Origin of the sequence: Avibacterium volantium, from assembly GCF_049366555.1 — a bacterium.
Lineage (GTDB): Bacteria > Pseudomonadota > Gammaproteobacteria > Enterobacterales > Pasteurellaceae > Avibacterium > Avibacterium volantium_A.
Genome location: NZ_JBMMGT010000006.1, coordinates 43416 through 60619 on the forward strand (window position 1 = coordinate 43416; position 17204 = coordinate 60619).

Annotated in this window: 16 protein-coding genes; 12 read left to right on the forward strand and 4 right to left on the reverse strand. The window is 41.4% G+C overall.

What is annotated here, in order from left to right:
* Positions 1-280: 280 nt before the first annotated feature.
* The 3 genes from ACLS0A_RS02795 to ACLS0A_RS02805 form a co-directional block, all read right to left on the reverse strand.
* Complete coding sequence (locus tag ACLS0A_RS02795) at positions 281-1108, reverse strand: class II glutamine amidotransferase (RefSeq protein ID WP_416082318.1); 828 nt, start codon at positions 1106-1108, stop codon at positions 281-283.
* 120 nt (positions 1109-1228) lie between these two features.
* The gene (locus ACLS0A_RS02800) at positions 1229-2638 is read right to left on the reverse strand and encodes a multicopper oxidase domain-containing protein (RefSeq protein ID WP_416082361.1); all 1410 of its coding nucleotides are present in this window, start codon (positions 2636-2638) and stop codon (positions 1229-1231) included.
* A gap of 1 nt (position 2639) precedes the next feature.
* Positions 2640-3383, reverse strand: a complete 744-nt coding sequence (locus ACLS0A_RS02805; RefSeq protein WP_416082319.1) for a 1-acylglycerol-3-phosphate O-acyltransferase — start codon at positions 3381-3383, stop codon at positions 2640-2642.
* Positions 3384-3503: 120 nt separating this feature from the next.
* On the opposite strand from ACLS0A_RS02805, the gene lpxH reads away from it, so the two are divergent.
* Positions 3504-4274 (forward strand): UDP-2,3-diacylglucosamine diphosphatase, encoded by a 771-nt coding sequence (gene lpxH / locus ACLS0A_RS02810; protein WP_416082320.1) that lies wholly within the window; start codon positions 3504-3506, stop codon positions 4272-4274.
* Here lpxH and ACLS0A_RS02815 read toward each other — a convergent pair.
* Positions 4204-5796 (reverse strand): phosphoethanolamine transferase, encoded by a 1593-nt coding sequence (locus ACLS0A_RS02815; RefSeq protein WP_416082321.1) that lies wholly within the window; start codon positions 5794-5796, stop codon positions 4204-4206. The two genes, lpxH and ACLS0A_RS02815, sit on opposite strands and share 71 nt — an antisense overlap.
* A gap of 145 nt (positions 5797-5941) precedes the next feature.
* On the opposite strand from ACLS0A_RS02815, the gene pyrH reads away from it, so the two are divergent.
* From pyrH to lpxA, 11 genes are all read left to right on the forward strand, one after another.
* Entirely contained in the window at positions 5942-6658 is a 717-nt protein-coding gene (gene pyrH / locus ACLS0A_RS02820; protein ID WP_416080236.1) for a UMP kinase, read from the forward strand.
* Positions 6659-6688: 30 nt separating this feature from the next.
* A complete protein-coding gene (gene frr, locus ACLS0A_RS02825) occupies positions 6689-7246 on the forward strand; it encodes a ribosome recycling factor (protein ID WP_103853991.1) in 558 nt (185 codons plus the stop codon).
* A 126-nt stretch (positions 7247-7372) separates the two neighbouring features.
* Positions 7373-8572 (forward strand): 1-deoxy-D-xylulose-5-phosphate reductoisomerase, encoded by a 1200-nt coding sequence (gene ispC, locus ACLS0A_RS02830; protein WP_416082322.1) that lies wholly within the window; start codon positions 7373-7375, stop codon positions 8570-8572.
* 145 nt (positions 8573-8717) lie between these two features.
* Positions 8718-9446, forward strand: coding sequence for a polyprenyl diphosphate synthase (uppS, locus tag ACLS0A_RS02835; protein WP_416082323.1), 729 nt, complete (start codon positions 8718-8720; stop codon positions 9444-9446).
* A gap of 3 nt (positions 9447-9449) precedes the next feature.
* Positions 9450-10313 (forward strand): phosphatidate cytidylyltransferase, encoded by an 864-nt coding sequence (locus ACLS0A_RS02840; protein WP_416082324.1) that lies wholly within the window; start codon positions 9450-9452, stop codon positions 10311-10313.
* Positions 10314-10325: 12 nt separating this feature from the next.
* Entirely contained in the window at positions 10326-11657 is a 1332-nt protein-coding gene (gene rseP, locus ACLS0A_RS02845) for a sigma E protease regulator RseP (RefSeq protein ID WP_416082325.1), read from the forward strand.
* Positions 11658-11686: 29 nt separating this feature from the next.
* Positions 11687-14071 carry an outer membrane protein assembly factor BamA gene (gene bamA / locus ACLS0A_RS02850; protein ID WP_416082326.1) on the forward strand — a complete coding sequence of 795 codons (2385 nt, stop codon included), beginning with the start codon at positions 11687-11689 and terminating at the stop codon, positions 14069-14071.
* A 111-nt stretch (positions 14072-14182) separates the two neighbouring features.
* Complete coding sequence (locus ACLS0A_RS02855; RefSeq protein ID WP_416082327.1) at positions 14183-14767, forward strand: OmpH family outer membrane protein; 585 nt, start codon at positions 14183-14185, stop codon at positions 14765-14767.
* Positions 14767-15798: a UDP-3-O-(3-hydroxymyristoyl)glucosamine N-acyltransferase gene (gene lpxD / locus ACLS0A_RS02860; RefSeq protein ID WP_416082328.1), complete on the forward strand. Its 1032-nt coding sequence runs from the start codon at positions 14767-14769 to the stop codon at positions 15796-15798. Before ACLS0A_RS02855 ends, lpxD begins: the two co-directional genes overlap by 1 nt.
* Positions 15799-15917: 119 nt before the next feature.
* Positions 15918-16370 carry a 3-hydroxyacyl-ACP dehydratase FabZ gene (gene fabZ, locus ACLS0A_RS02865; protein WP_416082362.1) on the forward strand — a complete coding sequence of 151 codons (453 nt, stop codon included), beginning with the start codon at positions 15918-15920 and terminating at the stop codon, positions 16368-16370.
* Positions 16371-16398: 28 nt separating this feature from the next.
* Positions 16399-17187, forward strand: coding sequence for an acyl-ACP--UDP-N-acetylglucosamine O-acyltransferase (lpxA, locus tag ACLS0A_RS02870; protein ID WP_194751313.1), 789 nt, complete (start codon positions 16399-16401; stop codon positions 17185-17187).
* Positions 17188-17204: the final 17 nt, after the last annotated feature.

Genomic DNA, 17204 nt, shown 5'->3' on the forward strand with positions numbered 1-17204 from the left:
GAATTTGTGAGAATGATCGACTTTTGCTGGAGTAATTGACTAGAAAATAGCGAAGTGTTTACTTATTTTTAACATTTTGCTTTTTTAGACTTTCGATTTCGCGATATTTTGCTTCGACAAGCAACAAAGTTGAGTCTTTTTTCTTTATTAAGAATGGGTTATCAAAAATTGTAAATGTTTCGTTTTATTGAATGATCTGAGTGAGGGCAGCGCAAGATTGTTAATAATTGGATAAAAAGCACTTTTAATGGCAATAAAAGTGCTTACAACGAGAGAATAATTAAGCGGCTTTCGCATCACCTAATGTGCCATCATCAATGGCTTCTTTTGGCGTACCTAGCACTTCGTAAACTTTATCGCCATCTTTGAAAAACACAAAACCGCCGTGTTCCATTTTTGTCCAGATTTCATCTTTAGTGAGTGGAAAGGTGGTAATAATGGTTACTTTATCTTTCTCGGTGGTATGTTGGCGGAAGTCGATCACGCCGTCATCATCAATGCGTTGCGCTGTACCAAAAGGGGCTTTGCGCGTGATGTAATGCAAATTGGTGGAGCAGTGAGCGATCATCCATTCCCCGTTCGAGAGAATAAAATTAAACGTGCCGCCTTGTGCTAATTCTTTAGTAATTTCTTGAATGACTTGGAAAATTTGTTCTTCAGTGGGCTTTTTACGAAAGCGATTTTTAAGTTGTTCTGCCATATAACAAAACGCAGCTTCGGAATCGGTGGAGCCAATGGGCTGGCAGAAATTTTCCGACATATCAGGGAAGCTCGTCAGATTGCCGTTGTGCGCAAATACCCAGTTTTCGCCCCAAATTTCACGAATAAATGGGTGGGTGTTTTCAATGGTTACCTCGCCTTGCGTGGCTTTGCGAATGTGGGCAATCACATTGAAAGATTTGATGTGATATTGTTTTACGCAATCTGCAATGGGGGAACTATGCCCGGCTTGGTTATCGCGAAAAATACGCACGCCTTTGCCTTCAAAAAAGGCAATGCCGAAACCGTCAGAATGGCTATCGGTAAGCCCTGCGCGGCGGCGAAATCCTTCAAAAGAGAACACAATATCGGTGGGAGTGTTGCAATTCATTCCTAATAGCTGACACATAACGAAACCTTAACTGATTTTAACTTCCTAAATCTTGTTTGATTTAACAAAAAAATTCACAAAAATTCAACCGCACTTTTAGATTAAAGGTGCATATCACATAACTTGGCGTTATTTCCTTTATTGCACCACCATTAAGCCTAAGCAACCTTTGTCTGCTGCCATCAGATCCGCTGCGCCAAAGGTGAAAGGGTGGCCGTTAGAAGACGGCTGTTGAAAGCGAACTAAAATCTGCACTTTGCTCTCAATCCATAGGCTGTCTTTCCACGCAAGATCGCTTTCTGCCACTGGCTTATCATTAATACTTTCAATGATAAATTTTGCCCCCTGAATTTTAAATCCTGCTGGCTCGTTGCTCGTGATTGTCCAGCGTTCCGTGCTGTTTAATTCGGCATTTACATCAATGCGTCTAGGATCGAAACGTTGTTGATTGAGCATTCCATTATTCGCATCAAGTTGAAACTGGCGTTCACGGCGAACTTCCGCCTTTAATGCTTGCGGTGCATCGGTGTTAAACTGCATTGTGTTGTTTTGTGCAAAGGCACTGCTTAAGCCTTGTGGGCGTAGCTCAAGTACCGTGTTGTCGAGCAATTCTTCATCGCTGGCGAAAAAGCCTGTGAGTTTACTGAAGAAATTTCGTTTTTTCCCCACAATTAAGGTGGTGTTTTCCCCTTCATTGAGATTAACAAGAATTTCAGCGCGTTCGCTCGGTGCAAGAAAAAGCACCTTTGTTGTTTTCGCTTGCGGTAAAAAGCCCTGATCAAGCGCGATGAGTTGGAAATCGCGCTCGCCATCAAAGCGTAATTCATAACGGCGTGAAAGGGAGGCGTTCAGCAAACGTAAACGCACAACGCCGCGCGGCACCTCTAAATAAGGTGCTTCTTGCCCATTAACGAATAAACGATTGCCGAAAAAGTGCGGTCGATTTTGTTGGAATAATTGCACCCCTTCATCATTTAATTGCATATCTTGTAAAATCAAAGGAATATCGTTTACGCCATATTTTTGTGGCAAGCTCGATTTACGGCTTTCGTTATCTTCAATAATGCACAGTCCGAGCAAGCCGCGGTAGGTTTGATAAGCGGAATGCCCTAAGGTGCAAGCGGAATACCAGCAAGTACAAGCAGGCTGAGTGATCGGTAGAATAGGCGACCAGCCTTGCCCTTGTTTGAAAGGGTGAGAAATGCCACCCAGTGATTCGGCACTCACTTGTAGGCCTTGAATGGCTAATGCCACCATTTGCGACAAGCTATTGCGATAGTTCAGCTTGGCAAAATCCCCTTGGCGCATTTTTAATGTTGGGCCTAAATAATTACCATTAAATCCCCACACTTCACTGGATTTTCCCCGCTCTAATTGGGTTTGCGCGCTGTTCATTTCTAAAAAAACAGGCTTGCCACGGCGAGTTTCCATTAATGGTGGAACACGCAAAGGCTGGCGATCGGCCGCCCATAATGGCGCAGGAATGGCTGAAAAAGCCCCCGCAGTGAGGGCAGTTTTGAAAAATTGACGGCGAGAAAAATGATTCATTTTATTTTGTGGTGTCTTGTTGAGCTTGGCTGGCGGCAATTTCCGCATCAAGTTCGTTGATTCGTTGTTGCATTAAAGAATGGCAATAGCCCGCCAATTCACGCACATTGTCTTTGGTGTAAGCCGATGTATCCACAGGTGGCAACATTTCACAAATCACTTTGCCATTATCCCAACGGTTAAGATCGATTTTATTTTGCGTGTTGGAACAAACCACTGGCACAATCGGCACACCAGCGGCAATGGCGGCGTGAAATGCGCCAGTTTTAAATGGCAGCAAACCACGTCCACGGCTACGCGTGCCTTCAGGGAACATCCAAATAGAAAGTTTATCACTGTTAATGCGTTCAGCCAGTTGGGTCATTGTGCTATGTGCTTTGGAGCGGTTATCACGATCTAAAAAAATATTACCCGATGCCCAATATAAAATGCCAAAGAACGGGATCCAAATCAGGCTTTTTTTCCCGACACTCACGGTGCGCGGCATCACCATATAAGAAATGGTAACCATATCGTAGTTATTTTGGTGATTGCCAATGTAAATGCACGGCCCGATATTTTCCGCATTAGCAGGGAAGCGATGTTCCACTTGCAAACCGAAAAGGGGATATAAGCGCCCAAACCAACGTGCCACATCGCCCACGTTACTTGGATTTCTGAAACGAATGAGAGAATAAATCGTGCCGAGCAAACAAATTAAAATACAGCACAGCACAACCACAATAATGCGAAGAAGTTTTAGCATAAACACATACCTTGAAAAAAATTTGCACAAGTATAGCGAAAATCCGCAAATATTTGTATCAATCCGCTAAAAAAATGCTAGGCTATCAAACAATTTCCTTCTTCCCAAAGATATTCAACAATGGCAAAGACCTATTTTATTGCAGATTTACATTTAAGCGAAAATCGCCCAGATTTAACCGCACTTTTTGTTGATTTTATGCAAAATCAAGCCAAAGATGCGGAAAGTTTGTATATTTTAGGCGATCTTTTTGATTTTTGGATTGGCGATGATGAGCATTCCCCTTTGATTGATTTGGTGAAACAGCAAATTCGCCACTTAACGGAAAAAGGCGTGAAATGCTATTTTATGCACGGCAATCGCGATTTTCTTATCGGCAAAAAATTTGCCCGATCTTGCGGTTTAACGCTGTTGCCAACCTATCAAGTGATTGATTTATACGGCGCGCCTACCTTGCTTTGCCACGGCGATACCCTTTGCATTGATGATGTGGCTTATCAACGCTATCGTAAAAAAGTGCATCAAAAATGGCGTCAATGGCTTTTTTTACATTTGCCTTTAAAAGTGCGGTTAAAAATTGCCGAAAAAATTCGTGCTAAAAGCAAACAGGACAAGCAATATAAATCCAATCAAATTATGGACGTGAACGCCGATTTCGTGTTGCAAACAATGCAACAATTTAACGTGCCGCAGCTGATCCACGGGCATACGCATCGGCAAAATTTGTATAAAATCCCACCGCACTTTGAACGAATTGTATTGGGCGATTGGGGCGAAACTTCTTCTGTGCTAGAAGTCTCGCCGCAGGGAATGCGATTTATTAATCACTCGTTACAGAAATCAGTGAGTGATGATTTGGAATCACCACCGCAGGATCATCAGGTGCGGTGATTTTTTCAATTTTTTCTTTCAAACCGTAATCTGGCTGTGGCGTATCATCGAAAAGATCCGCATTGGGGTCAATGTTAGCGTTACGAATGCCAATCCAATTCGCCAAGCCTTCCGTGAAGTTCAAGCCTGATTTTGACACCTTTTTTTCGTGACGCTGCTGATCATCACTGGAAATTTTAAACAACGGAATATCGTAATGGCGTTTACTTTTGCCGCTGCTATTGTGAATAGCGATATAGTTATCGCTAATTTGATGAGCTAAGCCGTGATCAGAAAAATAAATCATCGAAAAAGTGCGGTGATTTTTTTGCTGATTTTTGACCAGATCCTGATAAATTTTACTCAGCACTTCATCGGTTTTTTTGATCGAACTGATGTAGCAATTCACGTCCTGATATTTTTTAGCAATTTGATTTTCATCGAAAATCTTGTTGTAATCGGTAACGCGTTCGCAAACCAACGGGTGCGAGCCATATAAATGCACCACAATAAAACGCTTGCCTGTGGTTGGGGTTTGAATGAGTTGAGCAAATCGGTTTAATAAGTTGAAATCGCTCACATCATTACTAATGGAATCGCCCGCGCGTAAAAAGATTTTTTCATCGCTTTTATTGGCAATAGCGGAAATTGGCGTGTCGTATTGCCCTAAATAACCTTGATTGGAAAGCCAATAGGTTTTGATTCCTGCGGATTTAATTAAGTCAATGAAATTTAAGCGATAATTCCCTTCCCAAGTTTGCTTGTTAGGCTTGGTAAACATCAATTTAAGCGAAGCGATGGTGTTTGTGCCGCCTGCGGTTAGGCCATCAATTACCGTTCCTTTAGCAGTGGAAAGAAAAGGCGTGTTGGCAACAGGGTAGCCGTAAGCGTGGTGATAATCTTTTCTCGCGCTTTCGCCGATAACTAAAATGTAATCATCATAATGGGAACGGCTATCCAGTTGGCTTTCGCCCCATTCGCTTGGCACATCAAAGCGGTTGAGTAAGCGTAATTCTTCGACCACTTTTTCCCCTGCTAAATAGCTTTCTTGCAGCGGTTGAAAGGGAATATTTCCCCAAAGTGCATTAACAAAAATGAGCGCCAATAGCCCCTTATTTTTATAAAAAGCCAAGTGGAATTTTTGACTTAACCTGCGATAAAGCAGCGCACCGCCAAGAATCGCAAGGGGATAACCATAATCAAGAAGGGGGATTTGAGCGAAAAATTCTTTGCCTTCTTGTAAGTCTGTGGCGAAAACAGAGGCGATATATTGATAAGATGGCGCGCCAAAATTTACCCCAATGGGCGCATAGCAGGCATAGATAAATAAAATAGGTAATGCAATGAAATAAAAGAGTTTTTTCGAGCTAGAAAAAATAATAATGAAAGACATAAAAAGGCTGATCTGCTGCCAACTAGGTTGCGGAAAATAGCCCGAACCTTGTAGCGCTAACAGGCTGATAATATAAAGTAGCGCAAAACACACCACACTTACTAGCAATGATGAAAGATGAAATGTTCCTTTTTTGTTCTTTTCTGCCACAACATTGTTCCTTATTTTTTAGTTCGCTTCATTTTACTGAATTTTTTTCATTGGTTCTATGCGATTTTTGCCTTGAGCTATTTTCACTGCAAAGATGTTGCTCTATAATATGCAGAATTTTGTACCCAACTTTTGTGAGGAAAAAATGAGCAAACCCGTATATAAAAGAATCCTGCTTAAATTAAGCGGTGAAGCTTTACAAGGTGATGAAGGTTTTGGAATTGATCCTTCAATTTTAGACAGAATGGCGCTTGAAATTAAAGAATTACTAGAAATGGGCGTAGAAGTCGGGGTTGTGTTAGGTGGCGGAAATTTATTCCGTGGTGCAAAACTGGCTAAGGCGGGAATGAACCGCGTGGTGGGCGATCATATGGGTATGCTTGCCACCGTAATGAACGGCTTGGCAATGCGTGATGCCTTACACCGCGCAGATGTGAATGCAAAATTGATGTCCGCTTTCCAGTTAAACGGAATTTGCGATACCTATAACTGGTCTGAAGCGATCAAAATGTTGCGTGAAGGACGCGTGGTGATTTTCTCTGCGGGAACAGGTAGCCCATTCTTTACCACCGATTCAGCGGCTTGCCTGCGTGGGATTGAAATTGAAGCTGATGTTGTGCTTAAAGCCACCAAAGTGGACGGCGTGTATGATTGCGATCCTGCTAAAAATCCAGATGCAGTGTTGTATGAAAAACTCACTTATGCCGAGGTGATTGACAAAGAATTGCAAGTAATGGACTTAGCTGCCTTTACTTTAGCACGCGATCACGGAATGCCAATTCGTGTGTTCAATATGAGCAAACCAGGCGCATTACGCAAAGTGGTTTTAGGTGAGCGTGAAGGTACGCTAATTTGTAACTAATTGATTAAACTTAAATAAAAAGGAATATTTGTGATTAACGAAATTAAACAAGATGCGCAGTTGCGTATGGAAAAAAGCCTTGAAACATTCAAACACCATATTGCCAAAGTAAGAACAGGGCGTGCGCAGCCAAGCTTACTGGACGGTATTCAAGTGGAATACTATGGCGCATTAACCCCATTGCGTCAATTAGCCAACGTAGTGGCTGAAGATGCGCGTACCTTAGCGGTAACTGTGTTTGATCGTAGCTTAATCGGTGCGGTGGAAAAAGCCATCTTAACTTCTGATTTAGGCTTAAACCCATCATCAGCTGGCACAACTATTCGCGTTCCACTTCCACCATTAACGGAAGAACGCCGCCGCGATTTAATCAAAATCGTAAAAGCGGAAGCTGAGCAAGGCAAAGTAGCTGTGCGTAATGTGCGCCGTGATGCGAACGATCAAATCAAAGCGTTGTTGAAAGAAAAAGAAATCAGCGAAGATGAAGAGCGCAAAGCACAAGACGAAATCCAAAAAATCACCGATCTTTATGTGAAAAAAGTGGACGAAGTGTTAGCGGATAAAGAGAAAGAATTATTAGATTTCTAATCATTCTAACGAAATAAAGGGCGAGCCAAGGGTTCGCCCTATTTTTTCTTGCTGAATTACAGGCTTTTGAGTATATTCATGACAATTTTAGCAACCTTAACCCTTTTAAAGTGCGGTCAAAAATTTATGCAAAAACAACAAAAACTCGTCATTCTTGGTTCGACAGGCTCCATCGGCACTAGCACCCTTTCTGTGATAGAACATAACCCTGAGAAATATCAAGCGTTTGCCTTAGTGGGCGGACGTAACGTGCAATTAATGGTGGAACAATGCGTTAAATTTCAACCGACTTTTGCTGCCTTAGATGACGAAAGTGCGGCGAAAAATTTAAAAGAAAAATTGACCGCACTTGGTCTAAGAACCCAAGTGTTAAGCGGACAAAAAGCCATTTGCGAGCTGGCGGCTCACTCTGAAGCGGATCAGGTGATGGCTGCTATTGTTGGCGCGGCGGGCTTATTGCCTACTCTTTCAGCGGTGAAAGCGGGTAAGCGAGTGTTGTTAGCTAACAAAGAAAGTTTGGTGACTTGCGGGCAGCTTTTTATTGATGAAGTGAAGAAAAATCACGCTCAGTTACTGCCTGTGGACAGTGAACACAATGCGATTTTCCAATCGTTACCACCGCAAGCGCAGGAAAAAATCGGTTTTTGCCCGTTGCAAGAATTAGGCATCAGCAAAATTGTACTCACGGGATCGGGCGGCCCTTTCCGTTATACGGATCTTTCAGAATTTGACCAGATCACACCAGAGCAAGCTGTTGCGCACCCTAATTGGTCAATGGGCAAAAAAATCTCAGTGGATTCAGCTACAATGATGAATAAAGGCTTGGAATATATTGAAGCCCGTTGGTTATTCAATGCCAGTGCAGATGAGATGGAAGTGATTATTCATCCGCAATCTATCATTCATTCTATGGTGCGTTATATTGATGGCTCAGTGATTGCGCAAATGGGCAATCCAGATATGCGTACGCCAATTGCGGAAACAATGGCTTATCCGCAGCGTACCTTTGCCGGTGTTGCGCCACTGGATTTTTATCAGCTCAATGGGCTGACTTTTTTAGCGCCAGATTATCAGCGTTATCCTTGCTTAAAATTGGCCATTGATGCCTTTGCCGCAGGGCAATATGCCACAACGGCAATGAATGCGGCGAATGAAATTTCCGTTGAAGCATTTTTAAATCGTCAAATTAAATTTACCGATATTGCTAAAGTGAATACGCAAGTGGTAGAAAAAATCAGCCCACAACAGATTCAATCTATTGATGATGTGTTAGACGTGGATAAAAAAGCGCGCGCTTTAGCGTGGCAAATTATTCAAGCGAAATAACATTTTGTTTTCGTTACAAATAAATCAAGGCGGGCGAAAGTTCGCCTTGATTTTTTTATGCATAATTCTGTGCGTTTTCATAGTAAGTAATATCATATTATGATATATTCAGCCATTAATTTTGTAACTAGAAAATCCTTGATGAATGACTGAGATTGACTTAAACAATATTCCCCAACACGTTGCGATTATTATGGACGGCAATGGGCGTTGGGCAAAACAGCAAGGAAAAATGCGTATTTTCGGGCATAAAAATGGCGTGGCGGCAGTGCGTCAAGCGGTTTCCTATGCGCGAAAAATTGGTGTCAATGTTCTCACTCTTTATGCGTTTAGTAGCGAAAATTGGACGCGTCCAGAAAGTGAAGTGAGCGCATTAATGACACTTTTTATGCAAGCACTGGATTTAGAAGTGAAAAAATTGCATAAAAATAATATCCGCTTAAACATTATTGGGGATAAATCCCGTTTTAGCGAAAAATTACAGCAAAAAATCGAAAAAGCAGAAAAATTAACTGAAAATAACACCGCACTTACTTTAAATATTGCAGCAAATTATGGCGGTTATTGGGATATTGTGCAGGCAACCAAACAGCTTGCTACTTTGGTGAAAAATGAGCAGCTGACGCTTGATGAGATCACTGCTGAACGTTTTCAACAACATTTGGTTACCCAAGATCAGCCTATGGTGGATTTATTAATTCGCACCAGCGGTGAACAGCGTGTAAGTAATTTTTTACTGTGGCAAATTGCCTATGCAGAATTTTATTTTTCTGATGTGCTATGGCCAGATTTTAACGAACAAGAATTCAATCAAGCTATCTTAGTTTATCAACAACGAAATCGCCGTTTTGGTGGAGCAGAACAAGAGGACTAAACTGTGCTTAAACAACGTGTTATTTCCGCAATTATTTTAATTGCTATTGTCTGTGCAGCGTTATTTTTATTTTCTCCTTTTTATTTTGCCTTAGCCTTAGGGGCAGTGGCGACCTTAGGAATTTGGGAATGGACACAATTCGCTCAAGTCAAAAATAAATTTTGGCGTGTTGTAGTGGCAGGCTTAGCAGGTGCGGTGCTTTTTTTGTGGATTTTAAGCGAAGCCAATTATCTCAATGCGGGCCGTGTGTTTGAACATTATGCTGAGCCTATTTTATTAAGCGCAGTGATTTGGTGGATTGTGGCGCTTGGCTTTGTGGTGAGCTATCCAAATTCTGCCAAATTATGGGCAAAATCGGTGATTTTGCAAGGCGTTTTCGCCATCGTAACCCTTGTGCCTTTTATTGTAGGCGTGTTGCGTTTGCGCTTAGATGGTTATGTTGCCAACCCTTATCACGGCTTAATGTTGCTCTTTTATGTGTTTATTCTGGTATGGGCAGCAGATTCTGGTGCTTATTTTGCCGGCCGCAAATTCGGAAAACATAAACTTGCACCAAAAGTTTCCCCAGGGAAAACGTGGCAAGGCGTATTCGGTGGGCTGATTACCGCTGGCGTGCTAGCAGGGATTTTTATGCAAGTCGCCCCACAAGATTTATTCAATGTACCAACCGTGCCTTTTATCGTCTTATCTGTTGCCACTGTGGCAATTTCTGTACTGGGTGATTTAACGGAAAGTATGTTTAAGCGCGAAAGTGGGATTAAAGATAGTAGCAATTTAATCCCCGGACACGGTGGGATTTTAGATCGTATTGATAGTCTTACCGCTGCCGTACCATTCTTTGCGTATTTCTATTTTTATGTATTGTAGGAAAAAACGGATATGTCCTTTTTGTGGTCGTTAGGTTCATTTTTGATAGCCATTTGTGTACTGGTTTTTGTACACGAATACGGACATTTTTGGGCTGCCAGAAAGTGCGATGTAAAAGTTGAACGTTTTTCTATCGGTTTCGGTAAAATGCTGTGGTCGTTCTTTGATAAAAAAGGCACAGAGTTTTCTATTTCGCTTATTCCCTTAGGTGGCTATGTGAAAATGCTTGATGAGCGTAACGAAGCCGTGCCAGAAGCATTAAAATCTCAAGCCTTTAATAATAAATCCGTGGCACAACGTGCTTTTGTGATTGCAGCAGGCCCGATGGCGAATTTTATTTTTGCTATATTGGCCTATTGGCTGGTGTATTCCATCGGGATTCCTAGCGTGAAACCTGTGATCGCAGAGGTTCGACCAGCGTCCATTGCGGCACAAGCGCAAATTCAACCTGGTTCACAAATTATCGCCATTGATGGCACGGCGACACCAGATTGGGAAACCATCAATATGGTGCTTGCCACCAAAATGGGTAACCCCAATGTAGAAATCACTCTTTCGCCTTTTGGTTCAGATGTAAAACAGCAACGCACTTTAGATTTAGCCAATTGGCGATTCGATCCTGAAAAAGAAAGTGCTTTTGGCGCATTGGGTATGATTCCCGTGCGAACTAAAGTGGAAATGACCTTGTCTAAAGTGGCGGAAGATTCCCCAGCACAAAAAGCAGGCTTGCAAGTGGGGGATAAATTTTATACCAATACTGGCGAGCCAATGAATTGGCAAGATTTTATTCAAGATGTGCAAAAAGGGCAGCCTTTTACATTGAGAATTGAGCGAGCAGGGGAAACCTTATATAAAACCTTAATACCAGTGTTAAATGAAAAAGGCAGGTGGTTTGTTGGCGTATCGCCAACGGTTCAGCCCCTTGATGAAAAATATCGCACGGAATTAAAATATGGTGTTTTTGAGGCTTTACAGAAAGGCGTAGAAAAAACCAAGGATTTAATGCTACTGACGGTAAAAGTAATTGGCAAATTATTTACCGGTGATCTTTCTTTAAATAATTTAAGTGGACCGATTTCTATTGCCAAGGGCGCAGGGATTTCCTCGGGAATTGGTTTTGTTTATTATTTAAGTTTTATGGCATTAATTAGTGTAAATTTAGGCATTATGAATTTGTTCCCGTTACCTGTGTTAGACGGCGGACATTTAATTTTTCTTGCCGCTGAGGCGATAAAGGGAAAACCGCTTTCGCAAAAGGTGCAAGATACCGCTTATAAAATTGGTGCAATATGCTTATTAGCTTTAACAGCATTTGCTTTGTTTAACGATTTCTTACGTTTATAACTCTTTCTTTTACAAGGATAAAAGTAACAATGAAAAAACTTTTAATCGCAAGTTTATTATTGGGTTCAACCACGGTGATGGCTGCCCCTTTTGTTATGCAAGATATTCGTGTCGATGGCGTTCAAGCTGGCACGGAAGGCAAAATTCTTGCGAATTTACCCGTTCGAGTTGGGCAACGAGCAACAGATAAAGATATTGCCAATGTTGTAAGAACCTTGTTCTTACAAGGTTATGAAGGGGTTAAAGCCGCCCGAGAAGGAAACACGCTAGTTATTTCTGTGCAGCAGCGTCCAATTATTGCCGATGTGATTCTTGACGGTAATAGTTCAATTCCAAATGAAGCCTTGAAAGATAATTTAGATTCTAATGGCTTTGCCGTTGGTGATGTATTGAATTTTGATAAATTAGAGGCTTTCCGTCAAAGTTTACTTGATCATTATCACAGTGTAGGTCGCTATAACGCAAAAGTGGAAACGATTGTTACGCCATTGCCAAATAATCGTGCGGAAGTAAAAATCCAAATTAAAGAAAATGATGTGGCACTGTTAAAAGGGATCACCTTTGAAGGAAACAATGCCTTTAGCTCAAGTAAATTACAAGAGCAAATGGAATTACAACCTGATGCTTGGTGGAAACTTTTTGGTAATAAATTTGATTCCGTACAATTTGGTAAAGATCTAGATACATTGCGCGAATTTTACCTTGATCACGGCTATGCCAAAATGCAAATTAGCAAAACAGATGTGCAATTAAATGATGCAAAGACTGAAGCAAAAGTTTCTATTGATGTCAATGAAGGTGAAAAATATACCGTTAAAAGTGCGCGTATTGTGGGTAATGTGGCAGGAATGAGCGATGAACTTTCTGCATTATTAAAACAAATTCGTGTGGGTGATACTTTCCGCCGTAGTGATGTTGTCGCAGTAGAAAATGAAATTAAAACAACCTTAGGTGAGCAAGGCTATGCCAATCCTCAAGTGAATATTAGTCCTGAGTTTGATGATCAAAATCATACAATTGCTTTAACTTATGTGGTTGATGCAGGTCGCCGTTATTCTGTGCGCCAAATTCGTTTTGAAGGCAATAACGTAAGTGCAGACAGTACATTGCGTCAAGAAATGCGTCAGCAAGAAGGAACTTGGTTATCTTCTCAATTAGTTGAGCTAGGTAAAGTGCGGTTGGAAAGAACAGGATTTTTTGAAAGCGTAGAATCTCGCACCGAAAATGTGCCAAATACTGATGATGAGCTTGATGTTATCTATAAAGTGAAAGAACGTAATACAGGTAGCATTAACTTTGGTATTGGTTATGGTACAGAAAGTGGTTTAAGTTATCAGGCAAGCATTAAGCAAGATAACTTCTTAGGAATGGGATCGTCAATCAGTTTCGGTGGTTCGCGTAATGATTACAGTACCAGTGTTAATTTAGGTTACACAGAACCTTACTTCACAAAAGACGGTGTGAGCCTTGGTGGAAATGTATTCTTTGAAAAATACGATAACTCGAAAAATGACACTTCCGCATCTTACAGCCGTACGACTTATGGTGTGAATGGAACGCTAGGCTTCCCAGTGAATGAGAATAACTCATACTATGTTGGGCTAGGCTATGTATATAATAAATTAAAAGATGTACGCCCTGAATATAACCGTAATATCTATCGTGAATCAATGAATGTCAATGATTGGACATTCAAATCCCACGATTTTGAGTTCTCTATGGGCTGGAACTATAATAATCTTAACCGCGGTTATTTCCCAACTTCAGGAATGAGAGCCTCAATTGGTGGGAAAGTGACTATTCCGGGTTCAGATAATAAATATTACAAAGTGTCAGCAGATGTACAAGGATTCTATCCGTTAGACCGCGATCATAGCTGGGTTATTTCAGCAAGAGCTTCGGCGGCTTATGCAAATGGCTTTGGCGGAAAGCGTTTACCATTCTATCAAACTTATAGTGCTGGTGGTATGGGAAGTTTGCGTGGTTTTGCTTATGGTGCAGTAGGTCCACAAGCTATTTATCGAGATGAAAAAAATTGTGCAACGACGCCGGATAAATATTGTAAGAAAGGGGTAAATGGGGACATTGTTGGTGGTAATGCAATGGTAACCGCAAGTGCTGAATTAATTGTTCCAACCCCATTTGTGGCAGACAAAAATCAACGTTCCGTAAGAACGTCTCTTTTTGTTGATGCGGCAAGTGTATGGAATACAAAATGGAAAACAGACGGAAAATCACGTTTCACGAATTTACCTGATTACGGTAATCCGAGCCGAGTTCGCTCATCAGCTGGGGTTGCCTTCCAATGGCAATCACCGATTGGGCCTTTGGTGTTCTCTTATGCCAAACCAATCAAAAAATATAAAGGCGATGAAATTGAACAATTCCAATTTAGTATCGGCGGAACATTCTAATTGGAACTTCTTTCATTCTTTTTAGTCTAAGTAAAAGCTTGGAAAGCTAATGGGAGCTTGCTCCCATTGGTATTGAATTTAAAAATTGATTTATTTTAAGGAAACTCAAAAATGAAAAAAGCAGTAAAATTAACCGCACTTTCTTTAGCGTTAGCATTAGGTTCATCAATTGCAATGGCTGAAGATAATATTGCATTTGTAAATGTAGATTATTTATTTGCACATCACCCTGCGCGTCAAGTTGAATTTAAAAAATTAGATGATGAATTTAAAGCACCATCTGAAAAATTACAAGCGGCAGATAAAGCATTGCAAGATAAAAAATCCGCATTTGAGAAAGAAATTGATGCTAAAGTGAAAGCATTAGATAAAGATGCGCCGAAATTACGTCAAGCTGACATCAAAAAACGTCAAGATGAAATTGCAAAATTAGCGCAAAAACGTGATGAAGAATTTAAAAAATTAGTGCAAGAGCACCAAGAAAATATTGCTAAATTCCGCGAAGAAACACAGAAAGCAGAAATGGAAGTTGAGCGTAAATTATTAACTGACATTCAAACTGCAACTACAACAGTGGCAAAAGCGAAGAATTACAGCGCAGTGCTTGATGAGAAAGTTGCAGTTTATGCCGCTGATGGTAAAAACATTACAGAAGAAGTATTAAAAGCAATTCCAGCTCCAGCACAGGCTAAATAATGCGAAAGTCTTATTCTCTTAAAGAATTAGCACAACAAATTGGCGCTACCATTCGTGGTAACGCCAATGTGCTTATTGATAGTATCGCCCCGCTCGACAAAGCACAGTCAAACCAGCTCACCTTTATTTCAAACATTAAATTCCGTGATTTACTTGCACAATCCCAAGCAGGGATTTTAGTGGTAAGTGAAAATGATGTAGAATTTTGTTCACCTGAAAGCAACTTGCTTATTGTCAAAGATCCTTATGTGGCTTACGCCGTGCTAGCACAATATATGGATTCTACGCCAAAAGCGGCAGCAGGTATTGCACCAAGTGCGGTGATTTCTGCCTCTGCAAAATTAGGCGAAAATGTGTCTATTGGCGCAAATGCCGTGATTGAAGATGAGGTTGAACTTGGCGATAACGTGATTATTGGCGCAGGTTGTTTCATTGGCAAAGGCGCAAAAATTGGCGCCAATACTCAGCTTTGGGCAAATGTAAACATTTATCACCAAGTGCAAATTGGCGAACATTGCTTAATCCAATCTGGCGCTGTGATCGGTAGTGATGGCTTTGGTTATGCGAATGATAAAGGCCGTTGGATCAAGATCCCACAAACAGGCACCGCGATTATCGGCAATCACGTTGAAATCGGGGCTTGCACCTGTATTGACCGCGGTGCGTTAGACGCAACGGTGATTGAAGATAACGTCATCATCGACAACCTTTGCCAAATTGCCCATAACGTGCATATCGGTACGGGCACAGCGGTCGCTGGTGGTGTGATTATGGCAGGTAGCCTGAAAGTAGGGCGTTATTGCTTAATTGGTGGCGCAAGCGTGATCAATGGCCATATGGAAATTGCTGACAAAGTTACGGTTACGGGAATGGGAATGGTAATGCGACCAATCACCGAACCGGGCGTGTACTCTTCCGGTATTCCATTGCAGCCAAATAAAGAATGGCGCAAAACCGCCGCACTGACTTTAGACATTGATAAAATGAACAAGCGTCTAAAAGCGGTAGAAAAAAAGCTCAATAATGCGTAATTCGCTTAATTCCTTTCTCAAACGCGCCACTTTATGTGGTGCGTTTTGTATTAAACGATGAAATATCGTATAATTTGCATCAATTTTATTTTCTATTATTTTCAAATTAAAAAGGTACTATTGTGACAACAGAACAAACCACAAAAGTCATTGAAGCAAAAGAAATTATGACCTTACTTCCGCATCGATATCCCTTTTTATTAGTGGATCGTGTAACTGATTTTGAAGAAGGGAAATGGTTAAAAGCGATCAAAAACATCAGTGTTAATGAGCCTTGTTTTACTGGGCATTTCCCCGGTGAACCTATTTTACCTGGTGTGTTAATTTTAGAAGCACTAGCACAATCAATGGGCATTTTGGCATTTAAAACTCACGAATTGCAGGGCGGAGAATTGTTCTATTTCGCAGGTATTGATGATGCGCGTTTTAAACGTCCCGTATTACCAGGTGATCAAATGGAACTTTATGTCGAAGTGATCAAAGAGCGCCGTGGTATTACCGCATTCACAGGTATTGCTACCGTGAATGGTGAAGTGGCTTGTGAAGCAAAATTAATGTGCGCGCGCAGATAAACATTCATTACAAAAACAAGAGGTCAATATGATCCATTCAAGTGCAAAAATTCACCCTACAGCCATTGTAGAAGAAGGGGCAAAAATTGGCGAAAACGTGGTGATTGGCCCGTTTTGTATTATTGGTGCTGATGTAGAAATTGGCAAAGGCACCGTGTTGCACTCGCATATCGTGGTTAATGGCGTGACCAAAATTGGCGAAGACAATGAAATTTTCCAATTCGCCAGCATTGGTGAGAAAAACCAAGATCTGAAATACCAAAATGAGCCAACGAAAACCATTATCGGCAACCGTAACCGTATTCGTGAAAGTGTAACGATTCACCGAGGCACGGTGCAAGGTGGTGGCGTAACGCGCGTGGGTGATGATAACTTATTTATGATCAACGCGCATATTGCGCACGATTGTAAAATCAAGAATCGCTGTATTCTTGCCAATAACGCCACTCTGGCAGGACACGTTGAGCTAGATGATTTCGTGATTGTGGGCGGAATGTCGGCCATTCACCAATTTGTTATTGTGGGCGCACACGTTATGTTGGGCGGTGGTTCTATGGTGAGCCAAGATGTTCCTCCTTATGTTATGGCGCAAGGCAACCACGCGCAACCATTCGGTGTAAACATTGAGGGCTTGAAACGTCGCGGTTTTGATAAGCCAACATTGCACGCCATTCGCAACGTGTACAAATTAATTTATCGCAGTGGAAAAACCTTAGAAGAAGTGATGCCAGAAATTGAGCATTATGCCAAAACAGAAAGTGCAATTAGCTTTTTCCTTGATTTCTTCAAGCGTTCAACACGCGGGATTATTCGGTAACACCGGCTAAAAATATG